The sequence below is a fragment of the Sphingomonas sp. Leaf21 genome (genome assembly GCF_916858675.1).
In the GTDB taxonomy this organism is placed as follows: Bacteria; Pseudomonadota; Alphaproteobacteria; order Sphingomonadales; family Sphingomonadaceae; genus Sphingomonas.
In genome coordinates, this window is the sequence record NZ_CAKASM010000005.1 from 129,335 (window position 1) to 152,135 (window position 22,801).

The window sequence follows — 22,801 nt, forward strand, 5'->3', positions numbered from 1 at the left end:
GCGCCCGCTCCGCGCGAACCGAGCGACACGATCACCGTTCACGGCCATACCATTCATCCCGCCGCATAAGCTGGTCATATTCCGCATAGGGCGCATATTCCAGCACCAGCTTGGCGGTGAAGGGCGCGTCCCCGGTCAGCCACTGCCCCGCCGCCTCCGCGAAATTGGCCGCGGCGATCGCGACGAACTCGTCCGTTCGGATCCGTTCGCGCTTGCCGTCCGGATCGACCGGCGTCGCGATATAGCCCAAGCCCTCGCGCCCCCGCCCCAGCGACCAATATTCGAAGCCGCCGGACCTGCCCGACACGCCTTCGAACCCGCCGCGTTCGGCGATCAGGCCAAGCAGCCCGAGTTGCAGGCTGAACCCCTCGCGCACCGCCGTGGTCGAGGGCGGCTTGCCGGTCTTGTAGTCGATCACCACCAGCGATCCGTCCGCCGCCTTGTCGATCCGGTCGAACCGCCCGGTCAGCGTCACCCCCGCCAGCTTGGCTTCGCCCTTGCCTTCCGCACGCAGCACGTGCCGACCTTCGGCGGCCTTGGCGGCGACCTCGGCGGCGATCCAGTCGATCGCCTCGATCAGCCGGGGCTGCCATAATGCGCGCAGCATCGGATGGGTGCGCTGGTCGCGCAGCATCGCCAGCGCGCGGGGACGCAGCGCCTCTACGGCGCAGGCGTCCTCCTTCCACCACATCTCCAATATGTCATGGACGGCGGTGCCCCGCCACGCCGCGCTCGGATCGGCGTCGACCGGGTCGAGCGGTGACAGCCGGAGCACCCGACGCGCATAGAAGGCGTAGGGGTCGGCCTTCAACCGGTCGACCTCGGTCACCGAGATCACCGTCGGTCGCAGCGCGGCGGGCGGCCTGGGCGCCGGCCGGTCGGCGGGGGCGTGATCGGTCGGCCGATCGAGTTCGACCGCCCAGCCCGCCAGCGCCGGATGCGCCTCGAACCGATCGCCCGCCATCGCCTGGAGCCGCAGCCAGAAGCGCGACGCCAGCGTCGGCCCGCTCGCGTCCCGGCGCGCGCGGGTGAGGATCGCACGCGGCGCCCCCATCGCCTGCGCCAGGTCATGCGCGGCGATACCGATCCGCTGTTCCAGCCCGACAAGGCCGAGCAGCGAGCGGATACGCGGCGCCAGCCACGGGTCGGGCGCCGGGCGGCCCGGCCAGACGCCTTCGTTCAGCCCGCCCGCGATCATCAGGTCGGCGGTCTGAAGCCGCGCCTCGATCGGGCCATAGATGGCGAGACGCGGATGCTGGCCCTCGCGCGGGATGGCGCGCACCGCGATCTCATCGAACAGGCTGCGGAGCAGGCCTGGCACTTCGGCGGGGTCGACCCGCGCGGGTCCGTGATCGGCCTCTTCCTCGTACCCCGCCAGGAACTCCGCCGCCGCGCGCCCCGCCGGACCGGTCCACAACGCATCGCCGCACAGGGTCTGCCCGCATTCGCGAAGACAGGCGAACAGGCTGCGCAGCCCCTGCGGTCCGTCGCCGAAGGTTTGCCCCACCGCCTCCAGCATCGGCGCCGCGCTGGCCCAGAAGGCGGATGCGGTCGGCTTGTCCGCGACATGCGCGGCGATGCCGTCGAGACCCGGCGCCGGACGCGGGCCACGCAGCGCGCGGTCGAGCGCCCGCACCCCGTCGAGCCACGCGACCCGGTCCATACCACCCTGGATCAGCGGATGCTTGAGCAGCGCAAGCAGCGGCAACGGCGCGAAGGCCTGCGCCGCCGCCTCGGCGAGTTGCAGCAGGAAGGTGCCCGGCAACAGGATCGACAGCGGCCGTCCCGCGGTATCGTCGATCAGGATGTTCCAGCGCCGACAATGCGCCGCCACCCGCCGCGCCAGCGCGCGGTCCGGCGTGACCAGCGCGGCGGTCCGGCCGGGCTCCTCGATCGCCTCGCGAAGCGCCAGCGCGATCGCCTGCGCCTCCTCGGCCGGGGTGGCGGGTTCGATGGTCGATACGCCGGTCAGGCGACGCTCGTCGGCGGGCAGGTCGGTCCATTTGCCGGTGAAGTCGGCAGGCGCCATGGCATTGTCGATCGCCCGCCCACGTGCCGGGCCCGCGTCGTAATCGCCGCCGCCGCGCCACATCGTCACCTCGCCGCGCGCGACCCCCATCCGGTCGAGCAGCAGTTTCAGCGCATATTGGGGATGCGTCTCGATCGACCGGCGGGTCCGCCCCGTCTCCGGATCGGGCCTGTGCGGCCCCAGCGCATCCCATTCCTCGTCGGGCATGGTCAGGTCGAGCCCGGCGAACACCACCGAGCCGCCCGGCATCTCCGACACGCAGCGCAGCAGCCGCGCGACGGCGGGCGCGGTATCGGTGACGCCCGCCGCACAGACGAACCCGGCGGGCTGCGCCTCGCGCCACCGCGCGGTGATCCGGTCGAGCAGCAGCGTCCGCCGACGCGCCGCGTCGATCCGGCCCATCTTCGCCAGCACGGCGGGCCACCGGTCGAGCACGACGGAGAAGGTCGCGAGCGCCGATTGCCAATGCTCGGTCAGTTCGGGCCCCAGGTCGAGTGCGGCGAGCGCGGAAGGCTCGACCTCCTCGACCAGCATCTGGTCGAGCGTGCGCGCCAGGTCGCCCGCCAGCCGCACCGCCTCCGCCGCCGTCACGGGCCGCCCCGCGCGCTGGCGTTCCTGTTCGACCAGCCGCGCCAGGATCATCCGGCGCGCCGATGGCGAGATGGCGGGCGGTGGCGGCGCCTCCGCATCGGCGGGGTCGAGCGCGGAGCCCGCCGCCTCGCCCAGTTCGGGATCGCCCAGTGCCACCATGCGCGGCAGGATCAGCCCGCCGCCGCTCGCACGAACGAACGCTTCGGTCAGCGCGCGGACGCCGCGATTGGTCGGCAGCAGGATCATCCCCTGCGCCAGGGTCAGCGGATCGCCGCCCGTGCGGCGCATCAGCCCCGCGACCAGCGCGTCGGCAAAGCCGCGATAGGCCGGGATGGTGTGCAGCCTCGGGCGGCGCGCGTCAGCCATCCGCGAGGATCAGCTCCGTCTGCGGGATCGCGCGCGGTGTGCCGACGTCGAACCACAGCCCCTGATGAACCTGGCCGAAGGCACGCCCCGCCTCGATCGCGCGATTCCAGAACAGGTTGGTCGAGAAGGGCCCGTCGGGCGCATCGGCGATGATGCGCGGGTGCAGGATCTGCAGTCCGGTATAGGAAAAGGGCGCGACCCGATTGGGCGCGCGGCGCGCGGTGATGCGGCCATCGGCGCCGAGATAGAAGTCGCCCTGCCCATGATGGTTGTGCGCCCGTGCGAGCGGCACCATCAGCAGCAGCGCGTCCATCCGCGCATCGTCCCAGCGTGAGGCGAGCAGGCGGATCGCATCGACCGGCCCGTCGACCCACAGATTGTCGCTGTTGACCACGAGGATCGGCTCGTCGCCCAGCAACGGCCGCGCCTTGACCAAGCCGCCGCCGGTCTCCAGCAACTGATCGCGCTCGTCGGAGATGAGGATCTCGATCGACGGAAAGCGATCCTTGAGATGCGCTTCGAGCTGGTCGGCGAGATAATGGACGTTGACCACCGCGCGCGCGACACCCGCCGCGACCAGCCGGTCGAAGACATGGTCGATCAGCGGCTTGCCCGCGACCGACACCAGGGGCTTGGGGCGCGTCGCGGTCAGCGGCCGCATCCGCTTGCCCAGGCCCGCCGCCATCACCATCGCGGTGCGCGGCACCTGTCCCGCCGGCGTCGGGCGGAGCGAAAGCTGGCGGGTCATGCCCCGGTCCCCGCATCCGACAGCCGCTGGGGATCGCCGCGCAATTCGGGCGGGACATTGGCGTCGAACCACTCGGCGACGGGCGCCAGCACCGGCTGCGACAGGTCCCGCTCCAGATAGGCCCAGACGCGCGGACACAGGGCGGCATAGCGCGGCTTGCCGTCGCGCTTCCACAAGCGGGTGAAGATGCCCAGGATCTTGGCGTTCCGCTGCGCACCCAGCACATGATAGGCGTTCAGGAACGCATCGCCCTCGCCCGTGGTGCGGAGATAGCGGTCGAGCATCGCCTCCTCGATCGAGGGTTCGACATCGCGGCGCGCGTCCTGGAGCAGCGAAACGAGGTCATAGGCGGGATGCCCCGCCAGCGCGTCCTGGAAGTCGAGCAGGCCCAGCGTGCGCTTCGGCCCGACGAGCATCAGATTCTCGACATGATAGTCGCGCAGCACCGTGACCGGTGTGTCCGTCAGCGTATGCGCGAACACCCGCTCCCAGGCGGCACGATACCCCTGGACGTCGACATCGAGGCCGAGCGCCGGGCAATACCATTCGGGGAACAGTCCCGCCTCCCGGTGAAGCACGGCTTCGTCATAGGGGGCGAGATTCTCGGGCGCGTGGCGGCGCAGTTCGGCCAGCAGGTCGACGGCATCGCTATAGAGCCTGACCGTCGCATCGGGATCGGCCTCGATCGCCTCGCGCATCCGGTCGTCGCCGAAATCCTCGATCAGGACCAGGCCGCGCACCTCGTCCGCGCCCAGGATCGCTGGCGCGGCGAACCCGCGCCCGACCAGCCAGCGCGCGATCGCGATGAACGGCCGCGGATCCTCGTGCGGCGGCGGCGCGTCCATCAGCACCGCGCGGCGCATACCCAGCGTCACCCGGAAATAGCGGCGGAACGAGGCATCACCGGCGAGCGGCGCGATCACCGCCCCGTCCCATCCCAGCGTCGTCAGAAAGGCGGGCGCATCCGCCGGAGGGGTCATATCGGCCATCGGTTTTCCCAGCCCGAGGGCATCTTCGCTGTCAAGACGCGTCCGCCCGCCGGGTCTATTTCCAGCGTCAGCGCAAGCGCCTGTGGCCAGGCATCCGGCCCCGCCCGGTCGGGCCATTCGACGATCAGCGCCGAGTCCCACAGCGCCTCTTCGAGCCCCAGTTCCTCCATCTGCTCCGGCCCGTCGAGGCGGTAGAGGTCGACATGGAGAACCGGGATCGCCGTCTCCGGCGGCGCATAGGGCTGGACGATCGCGAAGCTGGGGCTCGGCGCCTCGCCGGGCAGGCCGAGCGCGGCGAGCAATCCGCGCGCCAGGCTGGTCTTGCCCGCGCCCAGCGTGCCGGTCAGCGTCACCACGTCGCCGGGGCGCAGAAGCGCCGCCAGCCGCCGTCCGAAATCCTCGGTCGCGGCGGCATCGGCCAGCCGGATCGTCATGACTTTTCCTTTTCGGTGACCCGGCGGGGCAGCTCGACCGTCACCAGCGTCCCCTCACCCGGCTCGGACATGAGCGTGACGGTGCCGCCATGCGCCTCGACGAACTGGCGCGCCAGCGGCAGGCCCAGGCCCAGCGCGCGCTCGCCCGTCGCCTTGATACCCGGCTCCGCGAACCGGTCGAAGGCCCGCGCGACGGCCTGTGCATCCATGCCCTGGCCGTCGTCGGACACCACGATCCGCGCGCGCGCCGAATCGCCGTCGGCATGAAGCAGGATGCGCCCGCCCTCGCCCGTATGCTCGACGGCGTGGCGGAGCAGATGCTCGATCGTTTCCTGCAGGCGTCGCCGGTCGCCGGTGATCCGCCCGAGCGAGCGGTGGATCTCGACCGCGAAGTCCAGCTTGCGCCGCCCCGCGATCGGCCGGATCGTATCCGCCGCGGCGCGCGCGACACGGGCCAGCTCGACATCCTCGCGCGCGATTTCGGCATCCGCCTGGTGCCGGGTGAGGTCCAGGACGTCATCGACCAGCAGCCCCAGCCGCTCGGTCGATTCGAGGATCGCCTCGACATAGCTCGTCGCCGTCTCCGGCAGCGGCCCCGCGAAACCGCCGTGCAGCATCTCGGCGAAGCCGCTGATCGAGGTCAGCGGCGTGCGCAGTTCGTAGCTCATATTGGCGACGAACGCGGTCTTGACCTTGTTCGCCGTCTCCAGCGCGTCGGCGCGATCGCGCAACGCCTGCTCCGCCCGTCGGCTGTCGGTGATGTCGAGCAGGGTGAAGAGCGCATTGCCATCGGGCAGCGGCACCCCCGCGAACTCGAAATGACGGCCATCGGCGAATGCCACGCGCCCACCGCGCTGCTGCCGCTCCATGGTCGCCGAACGGACCAGGTCGACGATCAGCCCCGAGCGACCCGGCGTCGCCAGCCGCTCGGCGACCCGGTCGGCAAAGGCATCGACGCGCGGATGGCTGGTGAGGAAATCCTCCTCCAGCCCCCAAAGCGCGCGGAAGCGGTTGTTCCACAACTGCAACCGGCCATCGGCGGCGAAGACGCCCAGCGCCTCGAACAGATTGTCGAAGGTCGCGGTCCGCACCCGCAGCAGCGTGTCGCGCGCGGAGGCGAGCTGCACCTCCTCGGTCCGGTCCTCGAAGATCAGGAGGAGCCCGCCGTCGGGCAGGGGTTGCGCCACGACGCGCAGATGGATGCCGCCGGGCAAGTGCCACTGCTCCTCGATCCCGCCACTCGCCTGGCGGAACCAGCCGACCCGTTCCGCCTTCCAGCCGGGGAAGTCGCGCACCTCGGGGCTGCGATTGGCCTCGCGCATCCGTTCCAGGACACGATCGAATTCGGGCTGGTCGGCGAGCCACTCGGCCTTCATCGCGAACATGCGGCGGAAGGGCTGGTTGCAGAAGACGAGCCCCCGGTCGGGCCCGAAATGCGCGACCGCCGCAGACAGCCGGTCGAGCATCGCGCGCTGCGCCTCGGCGAAGCGCTTGGCCCCGGCGCGCGACTGTTCCAGATCCTCGATATCGACCGCGAAGCCCGCAATCCCGCCGGTCGGCAGCGGCACGTCGAAGATGCGCAGCGCGCGGCGCGCGCCGTTGATCGTGGCGGGGAGAACCTGTTCATGCGGGCGCTTCTGGTCACGCGCCGCCGCCGCGCCCGCCAGCGGACCGCCCCGCCCCGACCCCTCGACCAGTTCCAGGCCACGCCCCACCACATCGGCGGCGTCGCGCCCCTCGACCGCGTCGACATAGGCGGTGTTGACCATGGCGAGCCGCAAATCGCTGCCGCGATACCACATGGGCAGCGGCGCCGCCTCGATCAGGCCGGTCAGCGCCTGGAAGGCGTCGCCCAGCCGCCGTGCTTCGGCGTCGAGATGCGCGATCTCGTCCTGCGCCTCGGTCATGTCGAAGACCCAGATGACGACCGCGCCCGCCGCGCCGTGATCGGCGGGTGCGCGCGCGCCGTCGAACAGCAAAGTGCGCTGCGATTCCTGCGGCCGGACGATGCGGCGGAACCGGCGGCCGGTCTTCTGCGCGGCGTTCAGGTCGTCGGCCAGCAGGCGGACATCCTCGGCGGTAAGCCCGGTGTCGTCCGCGGACATTTCCCCGACGAAGCGCGCGACCTCGACCAGTCCCAGCCAGTCCGCCAGCCGACGCGGCATGTCGATCCGACCGTCGCTACGGACCAGCATCGCCTGGGCGGGCCCGGCGCGCAGCAGTGCGTCGAGCCGGTCGCGCTCCACCCGCACCGCCACGGCGTCGGCCCGCGCGCGGATGCCCAGGAACATCAGGACCATCCCGATCAGGATCAGCGCGAACGCCCCCGCGCCGAGCAGCGCAGCCTCGACGCTACCGAGCGTGATCATCCGTGACGGGCAAGGCAAGGAGGCTGCATCGCCCTATCCCTAGCGCGATCCGGGTCCCCTGCGCCATATCGAACAGCGGCATTATGCCGAGCGCCCACGAAAAAGGGGGGCGCCCCTTCGGACACCCCCCTTCCCAATCCGGCCGGGTCGAAACCCGGTCGTCGCATCAGTAGCGATAATGATCCGGCTTGAACGGACCTTCGACCGGCACGCCGATATAGGCGGCCTGCTTCTCCGACAGCTTCGAGAGCTGGACACCCAGCTTTTCGAGGTGGAGCGCGGCGACCTTCTCGTCCAGATGCTTCGGCAGAACGTAGACTTCGTTCTTGTAGTTCTCGCCCTTGGTCCACAGCTCGATCTGGGCGAGCGTCTGGTTGGTGAACGAGGCCGACATGACGAACGACGGGTGGCCGGTGGCGCAGCCCAGGTTCACCAGGCGGCCCTTGGCCAGCACGATGATCTGCTTGCCGTCCGGGAACTCGACCAGGTCGGTGCCCGGCTTCACTTCGGTCCACTTGTAGTTCGACAGCGCCGCGATCTGGATCTCGCTATCGAAGTGGCCGATGTTGCAGACGATCGACATCGGCTTCATCGCCTTCATGTGATCGGCGGTGATGACGTCGGCATTGCCGGTGGCGGTCACGAAGATGTCGGCGCGCTTCACGGCCTCATCCATCGTCACGACCTCGAAGCCCTCCATCGCCGCCTGCAGCGCGCAGATCGGGTCGATCTCGGTCACGAGCACGCGGGCGCCGCCGTTGCGGAGCGATTGGGCCGAGCCCTTGCCCACGTCGCCGAAACCGGCGACCGCGGCGACCTTGCCGGCCAGCATGACGTCGGTGGCGCGACGGATCGCGTCGACCAGCGACTCCTTGCAGCCGTACAGATTGTCGAATTTCGACTTGGTCACCGAGTCGTTGACGTTGATCGCCGGGAAGGGCAGCTCGCCCTTCTTGGCGATCTCGTACAGGCGGTGAACGCCCGTGGTCGTCTCTTCCGACACGCCCTTCAGGTTCTTGACGGTCTCGGTCAGATAGCCCGGGAACTTGGCGATGAACGCCTTGACCGAACGCTGGAACTCGACTTCCTCTTCATTCTCGGGCTCGGCGAAGGTCGCACCGGCTTCGAGCTTGGCGCCCCACAGCGCGAACATGGTCGCGTCGCCGCCATCGTCGAGGATGATGTTGGCGGTCTGGCCGGTCGTGCCCGCACCCCAGTTGAAGATGTCGCCGACATAGTCCCAATATTCGGCCAGCGTCTCGCCCTTCACGGCGAAGACCGGGATACCGGCGGCGGCGATCGCGGCGGCGGCATGGTCCTGGGTCGAATAGATGTTGCACGTCGCCCAGCGGACGTCGGCGCCGAGCGCGGTCAGCGTCTCGATCAGCACGGCGGTCTGGATCGTCATGTGCAGCGAACCGGTGATGCGCGCGCCCTTGAGCGGCTGCGATGCGCCGAATTCTTCGCGCAGGGCCATCAGGCCGGGCATCTCGGTCTCGGCGATCTTGATCTCGGCGCGGCCGAAATCAGCGAGGCCGATATCCTTGATGACATAATCGTTCTTGGTGGCGGCAGTCGTGGACACGACGAAACTCCGTGCAAAATGGGGCCGACCAAGACGTGAGGCACGCCGATCGGCACGGCAGCCGCCTTAGCGACGATCGAAGCCGGGATCAAATATAAAGATATCTTTATATGCTTGAATGGGTCGTCAGCCGCGCTAGGCCTTCGGGATCGAGGCTCAGGCGGTCCCGCCGCCCGTGACCAGCTGGCGCGGATCCACCCCGGCAATGCCGAACGCCGCCTGCCAGCGGTCGTGCGCGTCGGTATCGTACAGGATGGCGTCGTTCACCGGCACGTTGAACCAGCAACCCGGCTCGCGCAGCTCCTCCTCGAGCTGGCCCGCATCCCATCCGGCATAGCCCAGCGCGACGACCCAGCGTCCGGGGCCGCGCCCTTCGGCGATGGCGCGAAGCACGTCGATCGTGCTCGACAACACCCATTTGCCGCCGACCGCGACGCTGTCCTGCCCTTCCCAATCCCTGGAATGCAGCACGAAGCCACGCCGGGGCTCGACCGGTCCACCGAAATGAACGGGCGCATCGGGCGCGTCGCCGTGCGGGATGTCGAACTGGTCGAGCAACGCATGGAAGCCGAGCCCCTCGATCGTCGCGCCCAGCCCGATACCCAGCGCGCCCCCTTCGTCATGGGCGCAGATCGCGATCACGGCATGATCGAATCGGCGATCGGCCATGCCCGGCATGGCGAGCAGTAATTGGCCGGAGAGATAGGTCAGTTGATGCACCACCCGACTATAGGGATCGCCGCTGCACCTCGCCATAGCTTGAAATGCATCCCGCTTCCGCCGCATGAACGCGCAGGACAGGCCCGGCGCGGTGCCGGGCGGAATGCCCCAGGATCAACAGCATGACGATCAAGGTCGGAGACCGCCTTCCCACCACCACCCTGGTCAAGGTGACGCCCGACGGCCCCGAGCAGGTGACGACGACCGATTTCTTCGCGGGCAAGCGCGTCGCGCTGTTCGCGGTGCCCGGCGCGTTCACGCCGACCTGCTCGGCCCAGCATCTGCCGGGCTTCATCGCGCAGGCCGACGCGCTGAAGGCCAAGGGCGTGGACGAGATCGCCTGTACGGCGGTCAACGACGTGTTCGTCATGAAGGCCTGGGGACAGGTCAACTCGGCGACCGCGATCACCATGCTCGCGGACGGCAATGCCGACTTCACCAAGGCGGTCGGGCTGACCCTCGACGGATCGAAGTTCGGCATGGGAACGCGCAGCCAGCGCTACACGATGCTGGTCGATGACGGCGTCGTCGAGCAGTTGCTCGTCGAGGCACCCGGCGAATTCAAGCTCAGCTCGGCCGAACATCTCCTCTCGCTCCTCTGATCCGACGAGCCGCGCCGAGGACCGGATCGCGGGCGGAACAGCGACGCTTTCCCATGCGTTTTTCGGATCATTCCCAAGGACGCATGAAGAGAGGAATCCCTGTCATGACCACCTATGTTCCCCCCGAGAAGCAGGCTCCCGCGAAGAGCTTCGCCGAAAAGGCGCAAGGCGCGGCCAAGGCCGCTGGCGATACGGTGAAGGAGCATCCCTATGCCGCCGCCGGGATCGCGGCCGGCGTCGCCGCGGCGGTGGCGGGCGCGGCGTTCGGTGCGACCAAGCTGCGTGGCGGGTCGGACGACGAGAATTCGGCTCAGGGCGCCTGATCGCGACGACCGGGCCTGCCCCTCCCCAGGCACGGCCTGGGGAGGAATGCGCGGGCGGCAGGGTCGATGGTCCAGCCCCTCACCCTCCGTTCAGCCTGAGGGACGTCGAAGGCCATGTCCCCCGTCTTGCCAGAACCACCGGCACGGCTTAGCTCTGGCCGATGACTCAAGCCGCCCAGATCGTCGAGGAACTCGACCGACTTTACACCGCCTCCGTCCAACGTTTGAAGGACGCCCTGACCGCCTATCTCCGCGACGGCACCGTCCCGACGCTCGAGGCGCGCGCCCAGGGGTGTTTCGCTTATCCCGAGATACGCCTCGTCTATCGCGGCGAAGTGGGTCGCCCCACGCCGATGCGGTCGTTCGGACGGCTGGTGTCGCCCGGCGACTATCGGATCAGCGTCACCAAGCCAGCGCTGTTCAAGGACTATCTGGTCGAACAGCTCACCCTGCTGATCGAGGATTATGAGGTCTCGGTCGAGGCGATTCCGGGTCGCCAGGAGATCCCCTTTCCCTATGTCCTCGACCCCGGCCATGCGCTGAGCCTCGACACGGTGTCGGCGGCCGAGCTGGCGCGCTTCTTCCCCGCGACCGAGCTTGCCCATATCGGTGACGAGATCGCCGACGGGCTGTGGATGACCGCCGATGGCAACCGGCCGCTGGCGCTGTTCGACGGGTTGCGGACCGACTTCTCGCTCGCGCGGTTGCGCCACTATACCGGCACCCCGCCCGAGCATTGCCAGCGCTATGTGCTGTTCACCAACTATCACCGCTATGTCGACGAATTCGTCCGCTGGGGCGCGTCGCAGCTCGGCGAGGGATCGCGCTTCACCGCGCTGTCGGGCGCGGGCGGCGTCGTGATCGAGCGGCCCGAGGATGTCGACAAGATCGTCACCGACAGCGCGTGGCGGCGGCATCAGATGCCCGCCTATCATCTGGTCGCCAAGGACGGCACCGGCATCACGCTCGTCAACATCGGCGTCGGCCCGTCCAATGCCAAGACGATCTGCGATCATCTGGCGGTGATGCGGCCCGAGGCATGGCTGATGATCGGGCATTGCGGCGGGCTTCGTCCCAGCCAGCGGATCGGCGACTATGTGCTGGCACATGCCTATCTGCGCGACGATCATGTGCTGGACGACGTACTCCCCCCCGAAATCCCGGTGCCGGCCATCGCCGAGGTTCAGGTCGCGCTCGCCAAGGCGGCGGAGATCGTCTCCGGCCAATCGGGCGACGAGCTGAAGCGACGGCTCCGCACGGGTACGATCGTGACGACCGACGACCGCAACTGGGAGCTGCGCTATTCCAAGTCGGCGCTGCGCTTCTCGCTGAGCCGCGCGGTCGGCATCGACATGGAGTCGGCGACGATCGCGGCGCAGGGCTATCGCTTCCGCGTGCCCTATGGGACTTTGCTCTGCGTCTCGGACAAGCCGCTTCACGGCGAGCTGAAGCTGCCCGGCCAGGCCAATCGCTTCTACGAGCGCGCGATCAGCGAGCATATGCGGATCGGCATCGAAACCTGCGAACAACTGCGCCGCGAGGGCAACAAGCTGCACAGCCGCAAGCTGCGCGCGTTCAACGAGCCGCCGTTCCGCTGATCGGCGAAGAAACCTCGCCAAAGAAACCGGTGGCGGGTGCAGGCGTTACGGTCACGAACCGAACAGGGATTTTTCGAGATGGTCGACACGAACGACCCGAACAAGCCACGCCCGCCCCGCCGCCGCACCGCGCCCAAGGGCACACCCGCGCCGCGCAAGCGCCCTGCCCCCAAGCCGGATGCGGTGACGGACGAGCCCGTCGCCGAGACCTCCGAGGTCGAAACGCCGAAGCCGCCAAAGCCCAAGGCGCCGCCAAAGCCCCGCTCCACCAAGCGCACCACGCCGCGTAAGGCCACCACCCGCAAACCCGCCGCGATCAAGCCTGCGCCTGCACCCACGTTGGGCAAGCACGGGCTCGACCGGGTTGGGGGGAAATGGGGTGTGGCCTCGATCCTAGGCAGCCTGGCGGCAGCGGCCGGACTGACCGCGGCGTTGTTGTCGTTGAAGGGCAGTACGCCGAAGGACGCCGACAATGAGGGCACGGACGGGAAGAAGGACTGACGCCTCTTATCCAATTCCGCCTGGACCTGAAGCCCCTCCACCACCGCTTCGCGGCGGTCCCCCTCCCCAAGCACAGCTTGGGGAGGAATTGAGACGGCATTACCCTAAATCCTCCCCATCTTCGATGGGGAGGGGGACCGCTCGCGACAGCGAGTGGTGGAGGGGCAGGCCACGCCAGTGGCGGAACCTACGCCCCCATACCCCCCGGCCTTACCAACCCTGTGGCTTGCCCTTGTTCTGCTGGTCCAGCCACGTCTTGAGCGGCGCGAAATATTCGACCAGCGCCTTGCCCGACATCTCGCGGCTGCCGGTGAAGACCTGCAGCGCGTCCGGCCAGGGCTTGGACTGGCCCATCGACAGCATCGCGTTCAGCTTTTCGCCGACCGCCTTGTTGCCATAGAAGGAGCAGCGGTGAAGCGGCCCCTTCCACCCGGCCTGCTGGCACGCCGCCTTGTAGAACTGGAACTGCAAAACCCGCGCGAGGAAATAGCGCGCATAGGGCACGCCCGCCGGGATATGATATTTGGCGCCCGGATCGAACTTCGTCTCGTCACGTGCGACCGGCGGCACGACGCCCTGGTATTTGAGGCGCAGCGCGTCCCAGCCCGCCTGATACTGTCCGGTCGGGATCTGGCCCGAGAACACGCCCCAGCGCCATTTGTCGATCAGCAGGCCGAAGGGCAGGAACGCCACCTTGTCCATTGCCTGGCGAAGCAACAGCCCGACATCCTTGTCCGCGCTCGGCACCTTGGACGGATCGAGCAGTCCGATCTTCACGAGATAATCGGGCGTGATCGACAATGCGACGGTATCGCCGATCGCCTCGTGAAAGCCGTCATTGGCGCCGTTCTTGTAGAGGAATGGCTGGTTCTTGTATGCCCGCTGGTAGTAGTTGTGGCCCAGTTCGTGATGGATCGTCACGAAGTCGTCGGCATTGACCTTGGTGCACATCTTGATCCGGATATCGTCCAGATTGTCGATATCCCAGGCCGAGGCGTGGCAGATCACCTCGCGGTCGGCGGGCTTCACGATCTGCGAGCGCTGCCAGAAGGTTTGGGGCAAGGGCGCGAAACCCAGCGACGAGTAGAAGCCCTCGCCCGTCTTCACCATCCGGATCGGGTCGTAGCCCTTGGCCTTCAGCAGTTCGCCGGTGTCGTAGCCGACGTCGCCCGCCCCCTTGGGCGCGACCAGGTCATAGATATTGCCCCATTCCTGCGCCCACATATTGCCGAGCAGGTCGGCGCGGATCGGCCCCGTCTTCGACTGGACGGCGTCGCCATATTTCTCGTTGAGCTTCCAGCGGACATAGGTGTGGAGGGCCTTGTAGAGCGGCTCCACCTCGCCCCAGATCTTGTCGGTGAGCTGCGCGAACTGCTCCGGCGACATGTCATAGCCCGACCGCCACAGCGATCCGGCATCGGCGTAGCCCAGTTCCTTCGCGCCCTGGTTGGCGAGCGCGGTCATCTGCGCATAGTCCGCTCGCATCGGAGCGCCGACATTGTCGTGCCAGCTGACCCACATCTCCTCGAGCTTGGCGGGATCGCGCTCGCTGCCCATCGCGGCCTCGATGTCGGAGCCGTTGATCGGCTGGCCGTTCCGCACCCCCTTGCCCTTGCCGTAGGAGGAGGACATGCGCGTGGTCAGCGTCGACAGCTGCGCCGCCGCCCCCGGCGTGGTCGGCGCGGGAAGCGTGATGCCACCGCGCAGCAGGTCGAGCTTGCGCTTGGTGTCGTAGGACAGGCCGGGCAGCGCCTGATAGCGCGCGGCGGCCAGGCCGTAGCGTACCGCCAGATCGGTCATCTCGGCACCCGAGGCGGCGGCCAGCGCGTCGGTATCGTCGGTGATATAGGTCGCGTTGACCCAGGCGATCTGCTGCGCACCGACGGACTTTTCGGCGAGCGTCTTCTCGGCCTCCGCGACGAACGCATCGGCGGCGGCGGGCGTCGCGGGCGCCGATGCGCCCTGCGGCGTCGCTGCCGTGTTGGTCTGCGCATGGGCGGCCCCGGCCAGCAGGAACGCCAGCACGGTGCCGGAAACGGCGGAACGGATCATGCAATCCCCCTCATATCTTGGGTCGCCCTCGACATGGGGCGGATGCCGCGCAGTTGCGCGGCTTTGACCGCCGCCGTCAAGCGCTCAGAAACTGCGCGATCGCCGTACCCAGTTCGGGTTTCGTCACCGAACTCATATGGTTGCCCGGAATTTCGGCATAGCGGCCACGCGGCAGGGCCTCTGCGAGGTCGACCGCCGCGCCATTGTCGAAATCCTCGACGCCCGCGACAACCAGCGCGGGCAGATCGAACGCCTCGATCGCCGAGAGCGGCGTGTCGGCAAAGGTCTGGAGGATATGAAGCAGCGCCACCGGATCGCCGCCGGTGGTCTTGAGGAACGCCTCCGCCATCCATTCGGGGCTGCCGCGCCGGTGCTCGCCCAGCCGGGTCAGGATGTTGGTGAAATGCTCGACGCGGCGGTCGGTGTGGAGCAATCCCTCCAGCCCCATGCCCGCGAAGATCGCCTTGCCCGGTTCGGCCCCCGTCGCCAGCATCCGGCTGACCGTCCGCGCGCCCAGCGAATAGCCGCCCAGGTCGTAATCGGTCAGTCCCAGATGCTCGACCAGCGCATGGCCATCGCGGGTCAGCGCATCCCTGGGATAGGCGGCGGGGTCATGCGGCTTGCCGCTTTCGCCATGCGCGCGAAGGTCGGGCATGATGACCCGGTAGCCCTTGGCCGCGATCGCGGCGGCATGGCCGTAACGGATCCAGTTGGTCCGGGCATCGGAGAAATAGCCATGGATCAGCACCACGGGCCGCCCCTCCCCCATCTCCCGCCAGGCGATCGGGGTGCCGTCGAAGCTGTCGAAATAGCGGGTTTCGGGGGTGGTGTCGGCCAAGGGTCTAGTCTCCGGGGTCAAGCTCTACCGCCCCCCCTAATACGGATCGGGGCAGAAGTGGACCTGCCTTGCGGCCGCCATGTCCTCACCCTTCCCACCCGCTATCGCGGGCGGGCCCCTTCCCTCTCCCGCTGGGAGAGGGAGGGAGGCGCAAAGCGCCGGAAGGGTGAGGGCGGTCGGCCTCAGCCGACGTAAATCCCCGCGACCCGCCACTCGCCATTCTCCCGCTCGAGCGTGACGGTTTCAACGATATCCGCCGAGCTTTCGAACCGGCTATTGAACCGTACCATCCGATACCCGGCGGGCGGCGCGGGAATGTCGTCCTGGCTCAGCACGCTGCGCGAGACGAGTTTCCCCAACGGTGTCCGCACTTTTTCCGAGGTGGCGGCCCAGACCTGCTCGGAGTTCAGCTTGCGAAAGCTGGTCGTGGTCAGCCGATAGCTGTCGGCCCAGCGACCCTGGTCGATCAACTGCACGAAGCGCTGCGCCGCCTCCACCGCCGCCGGATCGTTCACGGCGGTGGTGGGCGAGGCCTGTGGCGGTGCCGAGGCCATATGGGTCAGGCCGCCAAGGGCCAGCAGTGCGAGGAAGACGGTCATGAGCGTCGCTCCAATGATGATCCAAGGGCGGCGAGTGCCCGCCCCCGCGCCGACGACCGGCGCGGCTCGGTCATCCGCCAGGCTTTCGGAGCGATCCTCCCCGATCCTCCTGTCCCCAAGATTATCGGGGGTCGCGCCCTCCACCTCGAGCAGCATCCGCGCCGCCTCGCGACTGCTCGACACCGCCAGCTTGCGGCGCGCGTCGCGCAGGCGTTCGTTGATGGTGTGGACCGAAAGGTCGAGGGCGCGCGCGATCGACTTGGCGTCATGCCCGCGTACGATCAGGCGCAGCGTCTGTTTTTCCCGGTCGGTCAGCGCCTCGACGCCCGCTTTGGCCTGGATGGTCATGCCACGAACTATGCCGGAGCGGACCGGCGCGACCACCCTGAAAAAATTGTACCCGCGCGCGCCGGGCTCCGCATCGCCCGCCAAGTGAGTCCCCATCTCATCATCGCAGGACAAATCGACGGGATTCCGCGATTTTTTTGCCAAAGCACCGAGTCCCGATCATGGACAAAAGGGGTACATGGCGTTAGCCGCCGCCCATGGCAGCATCCCTGTTCCTTCTCCTTGCGGTGATCCTGGCGTTTGCCGGGGGCGGCGGGCCTTGGATGCTGATCGCGACGGTGGCGGCCGCGACGGCGGCGGGGACGCGGCTGCCCGATCTCGACACCCCGCTCCAGCTTCAGCATCGCAGCGCGCTGGTGCACAGCGTCCTGCCCTTCTACGTCGCGACGCTTGACCCGCGCACCTGGCCGGTCGCGGCGGGGTTGGGCTTCGGCATCGGCTTTCATCTGGCCGCCGACATGTTTCCGGGCACGATGCGGGGCTTCGCGACGATCAAGCTGCCGATCTGGGGATCGATCGGCGTCCTGCCCTCCTATCTGTGGATCGCGATCAACGCCGCCGCCAATCTGGCGGGCGCGTTCATCCTGTTGGAATGGATCGCTGCCGACCGCGTCGCGGCCTGTGCGCTCGCCGCGATCGGGGTTCTCGGCGCCAGCTATCTGCTCCGGGCGCAAGGCGGGCTCTACGCGCTGGCCGTCATCGCCGGGATCGGCTGGTTCCTCGTCCGCTAGACCTGATTGGCGTTGCGCGTGCTTCTGCGATAAGGACAGGGTCCCTGCCGCCAGAAGCAGGTCGATGGGGAGCGGATGCCGGACCCAGAACCGGACCCTCGATGACCGCAACCACCGCCTCCCACACCGAAACCCTGCCCCCCAGCCCGATCGGCCGCCCGCACAGCCTGCTGGAGGACGCCTATGCGATCTTCATCGGCTGCACCCTGCTGATCGTGGGGCTGGTGTTTCTGAAGGCGGCGGGACTGGTGACCGGCGGAATCGCGGGCGTCGCGCTGCTGCTGTCCTATCTGATCCCGCTACCCGCGGGGGTGTTGTTCACGCTGGTCAACATCCCCTTCTTCCTGTTCGCGCACAAGGTGATGGGCGCGCGGTTCGCGGTGAAGACGGTGCTGGTCAATATCGGCATCGGCGCGGCGTCGGCGATCACGCGCGTGTCGGTGCATGTCGACAGCGTCCATCCCGCCTTCGCCGCGCTGGTCGGCGGAACGGTGATCGGCATGGGCATACTGGCGCTCGCCCGGCATCAGGCGGGGGTCGGCGGCACCGGGGTCATCACCATCTGGCTGTACCGCAAGCGCGGCTGGAACATGGGGATGACCCAGGTCGCGCTCGACATATTCATCCTGGCGATGGCGATCCCGGTCGTCTCCGGCGCGCAGATGATCTGGTCCGCGATCAGCGCGGCGGCGATCAGCCTGATCCTCTTCGCCTGGCACCGGCCGGGCCTGTATATGGGTCGGTAGAGAAAGGTGGCGGCCCGAAGGGCTGATGGAGGGGTGTCCCGACCAGCGGTGACACCCCTTCCACAATCGCCTGGCAGCGGTCCCCTCCCCGTCCCGGGGAGGAGGCCGGGTCAGCCCTTCTTCAGGTGACGGCGACCGAGCAGTTCGGCGATCTGGACCGCGTTGAGCGCGGCCCCTTTTCGCAGATTGTCCGACACGCACCACAGCGACAGGCCGTTATCGACCGTCGAATCCTCGCGCACGCGGCTGACGAAGGTGGCGAAGTCGCCGACGCATTCGATCGGCGTGACGTATCCGCCGTCCTCGCGCTTGTCGACCAGCATGACGCCCGGCGCCTCGCGCAGGATGTCCTGGGCCTCCTCGGCGGAGATTTCCTCCTCGAACTCGATGTTCAGCGCTTCCGAATGGCCGACGAAGACCGGCACGCGGACGCAGGTCGCGGTGACCTTCACCTTGGGGTCGAGGATCTTCTTGGTCTCGGCGACCATCTTCCACTCTTCCTTGGTCGAGCCGTCGTCCAGGAAGCTGTCGATATGGGGGATCACGTTGAAGGCGATCTGCTTGGTGAACTTCTTCGGCTCGGCGGGATCGCCGACGAAGATGTTGCGGCTCTGTTCGAACAGCTCGTCCATGCCCGCCTTGCCCGCGCCCGATACCGACTGATAGGTCGCGACGACGACACGCTTGATCCGCGCCTTGTCGTGGAGCGGCTTGAGCGCCACGACCATCTGCGCGGTCGAGCAATTGGGATTGGCGATGATGTTCCGGGCCTTGTAGCCGTCGATGGCGTCCGGGTTCACTTCCGGCACAATCAGCGGCACGTCGGGGTCCATGCGGTAGAGCGACGAATTGTCGATCACGATGCAGCCCGCGGCGGCGAATTTGGGGGCGTAGACCTTGGTCGCTTCCGAGCCGATCGCGAACAGCGCCATGTCCCACCCGGTGGGATCGAAATGCTCGATATTCTTGATGGTGAGCATCTTGCCCGTCTCACCATATTCGATCTGGTCGCCCTGGCTGCGCGACGAGGCGACGACCGCCAGCTCGTCGATCGGGAATTCCCGCTCCGCCAGGATGTTGATCATTTCCCGGCCGACATTGCCCGACGCCCCGGCGACCACCACGCGATAACCCATTCAACCCTCCACTCGGAAGCGTGAGCCGGTAGCGTCATTGCGCCGACGCGTCCACCAACTTTGCGAATAGTGCGCGTTTGCGGCGGTCAAGTGGGGGTTGGTTGGATGCTTCCCCGCCCGAAAACCAGAGTGATGCGGGGTCGGCCAGACGCTCCCCCTCCCGCAGGCGGGAGGGGGTCGGGGGGGGGGGGGCAAGGGATCTCATCGAGCCTGTCGCTAGAGGCACGCCCCTCCCCCAACCCCTCCTGCCTGCGGGAGGGGGACTTTCAGCGGCTCAGTCGTGCGTGCTCGCGGCCCAGGTCGCGTGGGTGATGCCGTGGACCGCTTGGAAATGGTCGGTGATCCGGTCGAGCTCGCCCGCCTCGACGATGGTGCTGGTCAGGGTCGCGGTCACGGTGACCTGATCCTCGCCCCGGTCCTCGGTGTCCAGTTCGCCGACCGGAAGACCCGCCCGTTCGAGATGCTCGACCAACAGGTCGCCGACCGGCCCGGCCTGTGCCGTGGTCGTCGTCAGGCTGACCGAATAGGTCGCCTCCACATGGCGTCCCTCGACCGGGAAGCGGTTGATCGCGTCGACCAGCGGACGCAGCGCGGTGTTGGCGACCAGCACCATGACGGTCAGCAGCACCGCCTCCGCCACCATGTCGCTGCCCGCGATCGCCCCGACCGCCGCCGAGCACCAGAGGGTCGCCGCGGTGTTGAGCCCGCGGACGTTCATCCCCTCCTTCATGATCACGCCCGCACCCAGGAAGCCGATCCCCGAGACGACATAGGCGATGATCCGGATCGACTCGATATCGCCGCCAAGCCGCTGGCCCAGATCGACGAACGCCGCCGCGCCGATCGCGACCAGCGCATTGGTGCGCAGCCCCGCCGTGCGCTGACGATATTGCCGCTCGGCCCCGATCAAGGTGCCCAGCACGAAGGCGGTCAGATAGCTGACCATCGTGTCGAGGAACGGCCAGAGGTGGAAGGTCTTCAGGAACGCCATGGCTGCCCACCCAAATCCTCCCCTGCAAAGGGGAGGAATGACGACTTCATTTCGTGACCGGCTTGTCCTTCACGGTCCGGTCGAGGAAGTTCAGGATCGTGTGCCACAGATGCTCCGAGATACCCGGCCCGCCGACGCGGTGGGTCTGGCCGGGGTAGAGCATCATCTCGAACGGCGTATCGGTCTTCTGCATCTCCGACGCGAAGGCGGTCGAGTTGTCGAGGAAGACATTGTCGTCCGCCATGCCATGGATCAGCAGCAGCGGATCGCGGATCTTCGCCGCGTCGGTGATACCCTGCGACGTGGCATAGCTTTGCGGATCGGTGCGCGGATCGCCCAGATAGCGTTCGGTATAATGGGTGTCGTAGAGCTGCCAGTCGGTCACCGGCGCACCCGACACGGCGGCGGCATAGACCCCCGGCGTCTTCTGCAGCATCTTGATCGACATATAGCCGCCATAGGACCAGCCATAGGTCGCGATCCTGGCCGGATCGACGAAGGGCAGGCTCTTCAGGTAGTTCGCCCCGGCGAGCTGGTCGGCGACCTCCACCGTGCCCATGGCGTGGTAGATGTGATCCTCGAACGCCTTGCCGCGATTGTACGAGCCGCGATTGTCGATCTGGAAGAAGATCCAGCCCTGATCGACCAGATATTGCGGCAGCGCGCCCTGCCAGCCGCGCGTGACCTGCTGGCCGGTGCCGGGGCCGCCATAATGCTGGAAGAAGACGGGGTAGCGTTTGCCCGGCACCATCTTCGGGGTGATCATCTCCCAATAGAGCGTCGTGCCGTCATCGGCCTTGATCGTGCCGAACTTGGTCTCGCGGTGACTGGCGAGATAGGGCGCATAGGGGTGCCCCGCCTTGATCGCGTTCTCGTTGATCCAGTCCAGCCGCTTGCCGGTGGTGTCGGCCAGATAGACCTGGGTCGGCTGGCTGGGATTGGACCGCGACACGATGAAACGGCTGGCCGACGAATCCATCGACGCGCTGTTGGTATAACCGCGCTCGGTCAGGCGGGTGACGACGTTGGGCTGCGCGATGTCGACGGCATAGAGATGCTGCTCGAGCACATCGTCCTTCAGGCCGGTGAAGTAGAGACGCCCCTTCGCCTCGTCGACGCCGACCAGGTTGGTGACGACCCACGGCCCCTTGGTCAGTTGCGTCCACTGGCCGTCGGCGAAGCGGTAGAGATGGCCATAGCCGTCGCGCTCCGACCGCCAGATCAGGCTGCCGTCCTTCATCGGGCGATAGGCGTCAGACAGGTTGAGCCAGCTACGGTCGCCCGACCGTTCGGTGAAGAGCACCGTCGACTTGCCGGTCCTGGGATCGACGCGCAGCATGTCGAGCGTCTTCTGGTCGCGGCTCTCACGCTGGACCAGCATCGCGGAACCGTCGGGCGTCCAGTCGACCCGCGCCAGATAGATGTCGGGATCGCTGCCCAGGTCGACCTTCACCCGGCCCGACCCGTCCGCCTTCATGACATAGAGGTCGACCAGCGCATTGGGGGTGCCCGCCGCCGGATAGCGCTGCTCATAGACCTTGGTCCCCGACGCACCGATCGCGGCGCGGACCGCGACCTTGACCGGAGCCTCGTCGAACCGCTCGACCGCGATATAGCGCTCGTCCGGACTCCACCAATAACCGGTGAAGCGGTGCATTTCCTCCTGCGCGACGAACTCCGCCTCGCCGAAATGGACGGTCCCGCCGCCCTCCTTGGTCAGCGCGCGCGCCTCGCCGCCGCCAAGCGGCATCGACCAGAGATTCTGATCGCGCACGAAGCTGACATAGCCGCCCTTGGGGCTGACGATCGGGTTCAGCTCGCCGCCGGGCGTGTTGGTCAGCCGACGGACCTGTCCGTCCAGCCCGGCCAAGTACAGATCGCCGTCGAGCGGCACCAGGATCGACTTGCCATCGGGTGCCCAGTCATAGGCGACGATGCCCTTCGACCCGCCGATACGCGCGCGCTCGCGCTGCATCTTCTCGGCCTCGGACAATTCGGCGCCGCTGCCGACCTTCTTGGAGTCGACCAGCATCCGCTCCTCGCCGGTGCGCGTGTCGCGTGCCCAGAGGTCCAGCCGCTCGCGCTCGTCGGCGCGCGGACGCAGCGAGGTCAGCAGCGTCCCGTCGGGCGACAGCCGAAGTCCGCGCGGCTGCGAACCCGACAGGTCGGGGCTGCCGAAGACGCGGGCCAGCGTCAGGTCGCCCTGCTTTTCCTGTTCAGCGGCCATGGCCGGTGTCCCCATCCCGCATGTGATCGACGCCCCGACCGACGCCAGCGCCAGACCCAGCACCCATTTGCGCATTCATACCACTCCAAACCTGTCTTCACCGGATCGCTACCGGCGCGTTGCCCGGCGTTATCGCGACGGCGCCGCGATCGGGCAAGCACGATCCGCGTCAGGGTGCATCGCTCGCCATCTTCCCACGCCCCTCGGAGAGGGTAGCGGGGAAAGGCGCACCATTCTTCGTAAACTCGACGTTAACGAACTTATCTTAAGCCCGTCGA

General features: G+C 67.8%; 19 protein-coding genes. 6 read left to right on the top strand and 13 right to left on the bottom strand.

Translation table 11 applies throughout. The annotated features are described in order from the left end of the window. Positions 1–31: 31 nt before the first annotated feature. From LRP66_RS06885 to LRP66_RS06915, 7 genes are all read right to left on the bottom strand, one after another. Positions 32–2,986, bottom strand: coding sequence for a PD-(D/E)XK nuclease family protein (locus LRP66_RS06885; RefSeq protein WP_230481767.1), 2,955 nt, complete (start codon positions 2,984–2,986; stop codon positions 32–34). Continuing rightward, positions 2,979–3,734: a nucleotidyltransferase family protein gene (locus LRP66_RS06890; protein WP_230481768.1), complete on the bottom strand. Its 756-nt coding sequence runs from the start codon at positions 3,732–3,734 to the stop codon at positions 2,979–2,981. Before LRP66_RS06890 ends, LRP66_RS06885 begins: the two co-directional genes overlap by 8 nt. Next, the gene (locus LRP66_RS06895; RefSeq protein WP_230481844.1) at positions 3,731–4,714 is read right to left on the bottom strand and encodes an aminoglycoside phosphotransferase family protein; all 984 of its coding nucleotides are present in this window, start codon (positions 4,712–4,714) and stop codon (positions 3,731–3,733) included. Before LRP66_RS06895 ends, LRP66_RS06890 begins: the two co-directional genes overlap by 4 nt. Then, positions 4,711–5,157: a tRNA (adenosine(37)-N6)-threonylcarbamoyltransferase complex ATPase subunit type 1 TsaE gene (gene tsaE / locus LRP66_RS06900; protein WP_230481769.1), complete on the bottom strand. Its 447-nt coding sequence runs from the start codon at positions 5,155–5,157 to the stop codon at positions 4,711–4,713. The genes LRP66_RS06895 and tsaE overlap by 4 nt, the downstream gene beginning before the upstream one ends. Next, positions 5,154–7,526: a sensor histidine kinase gene (locus LRP66_RS06905; RefSeq protein ID WP_230481770.1), complete on the bottom strand. Its 2,373-nt coding sequence runs from the start codon at positions 7,524–7,526 to the stop codon at positions 5,154–5,156. Before LRP66_RS06905 ends, tsaE begins: the two co-directional genes overlap by 4 nt. A gap of 166 nt (positions 7,527–7,692) precedes the next feature. Next, positions 7,693–9,111: an adenosylhomocysteinase gene (gene ahcY / locus LRP66_RS06910; RefSeq protein WP_230481771.1), complete on the bottom strand. Its 1,419-nt coding sequence runs from the start codon at positions 9,109–9,111 to the stop codon at positions 7,693–7,695. A 156-nt stretch (positions 9,112–9,267) separates the two neighbouring features. Next, positions 9,268–9,867: a YqgE/AlgH family protein gene (locus LRP66_RS06915; RefSeq protein WP_230481772.1), complete on the bottom strand. Its 600-nt coding sequence runs from the start codon at positions 9,865–9,867 to the stop codon at positions 9,268–9,270. An 86-nt stretch (positions 9,868–9,953) separates the two neighbouring features. On the opposite strand from LRP66_RS06915, the gene LRP66_RS06920 reads away from it, so the two are divergent. The 4 genes from LRP66_RS06920 to LRP66_RS06935 all read left to right on the top strand — a co-directional run bounded on the left by LRP66_RS06920 (position 9,954) and on the right by LRP66_RS06935 (position 12,855). Beyond that, on the top strand, positions 9,954–10,433 hold the full coding sequence (locus LRP66_RS06920; RefSeq protein ID WP_230481773.1) for a peroxiredoxin: 480 nt from the start codon (positions 9,954–9,956) through the stop codon (positions 10,431–10,433). A 104-nt stretch (positions 10,434–10,537) separates the two neighbouring features. Further along, positions 10,538–10,756, top strand: coding sequence for a hypothetical protein (locus LRP66_RS06925; protein ID WP_230481774.1), 219 nt, complete (start codon positions 10,538–10,540; stop codon positions 10,754–10,756). 161 nt (positions 10,757–10,917) lie between these two features. Further along, positions 10,918–12,354 carry an AMP nucleosidase gene (locus LRP66_RS06930; protein WP_230481775.1) on the top strand — a complete coding sequence of 479 codons (1,437 nt, stop codon included), beginning with the start codon at positions 10,918–10,920 and terminating at the stop codon, positions 12,352–12,354. A 78-nt stretch (positions 12,355–12,432) separates the two neighbouring features. Further along, positions 12,433–12,855: a hypothetical protein gene (locus tag LRP66_RS06935; protein WP_230481776.1), complete on the top strand. Its 423-nt coding sequence runs from the start codon at positions 12,433–12,435 to the stop codon at positions 12,853–12,855. Between the two features lie 210 nt (positions 12,856–13,065). On the opposite strand, the gene LRP66_RS06940 is transcribed toward LRP66_RS06935, so the two are convergent. From LRP66_RS06940 to LRP66_RS06950, 3 genes are all read right to left on the bottom strand, one after another. Further along, positions 13,066–14,907 (bottom strand): M2 family metallopeptidase, encoded by a 1,842-nt coding sequence (locus LRP66_RS06940; protein WP_230481777.1) that lies wholly within the window; start codon positions 14,905–14,907, stop codon positions 13,066–13,068. A gap of 76 nt (positions 14,908–14,983) precedes the next feature. Next, positions 14,984–15,745 carry an alpha/beta fold hydrolase gene (locus LRP66_RS06945; RefSeq protein WP_230481778.1) on the bottom strand — a complete coding sequence of 254 codons (762 nt, stop codon included), beginning with the start codon at positions 15,743–15,745 and terminating at the stop codon, positions 14,984–14,986. A 182-nt stretch (positions 15,746–15,927) separates the two neighbouring features. Beyond that, positions 15,928–16,692: a helix-turn-helix domain-containing protein gene (locus LRP66_RS06950; protein ID WP_230481845.1), complete on the bottom strand. Its 765-nt coding sequence runs from the start codon at positions 16,690–16,692 to the stop codon at positions 15,928–15,930. A gap of 197 nt (positions 16,693–16,889) precedes the next feature. On the opposite strand from LRP66_RS06950, the gene LRP66_RS06955 reads away from it, so the two are divergent. Together LRP66_RS06955 and LRP66_RS06960 are read left to right on the top strand one after the other, a co-directional pair. After that, positions 16,890–17,423: a hypothetical protein gene (locus LRP66_RS06955; protein ID WP_230481779.1), complete on the top strand. Its 534-nt coding sequence runs from the start codon at positions 16,890–16,892 to the stop codon at positions 17,421–17,423. 101 nt (positions 17,424–17,524) lie between these two features. Continuing rightward, positions 17,525–18,169, top strand: a complete 645-nt coding sequence (locus LRP66_RS06960) for a YitT family protein (RefSeq protein WP_230481780.1) — start codon at positions 17,525–17,527, stop codon at positions 18,167–18,169. A 110-nt stretch (positions 18,170–18,279) separates the two neighbouring features. Here LRP66_RS06960 and LRP66_RS06965 read toward each other — a convergent pair whose 3' ends face one another. From LRP66_RS06965 to LRP66_RS06975, 3 genes are all read right to left on the bottom strand, one after another. After that, entirely contained in the window at positions 18,280–19,305 is a 1,026-nt protein-coding gene (locus tag LRP66_RS06965) for an aspartate-semialdehyde dehydrogenase (RefSeq protein ID WP_230481781.1), read from the bottom strand. A gap of 274 nt (positions 19,306–19,579) precedes the next feature. Next, a complete protein-coding gene (locus LRP66_RS06970; RefSeq protein ID WP_230481782.1) occupies positions 19,580–20,296 on the bottom strand; it encodes an MgtC/SapB family protein in 717 nt (238 codons plus the stop codon). A 46-nt stretch (positions 20,297–20,342) separates the two neighbouring features. Further along, the gene (locus tag LRP66_RS06975) at positions 20,343–22,598 is read right to left on the bottom strand and encodes a S9 family peptidase (protein ID WP_443026664.1); all 2,256 of its coding nucleotides are present in this window, start codon (positions 22,596–22,598) and stop codon (positions 20,343–20,345) included. Positions 22,599–22,801 lie beyond the last annotated feature (203 nt).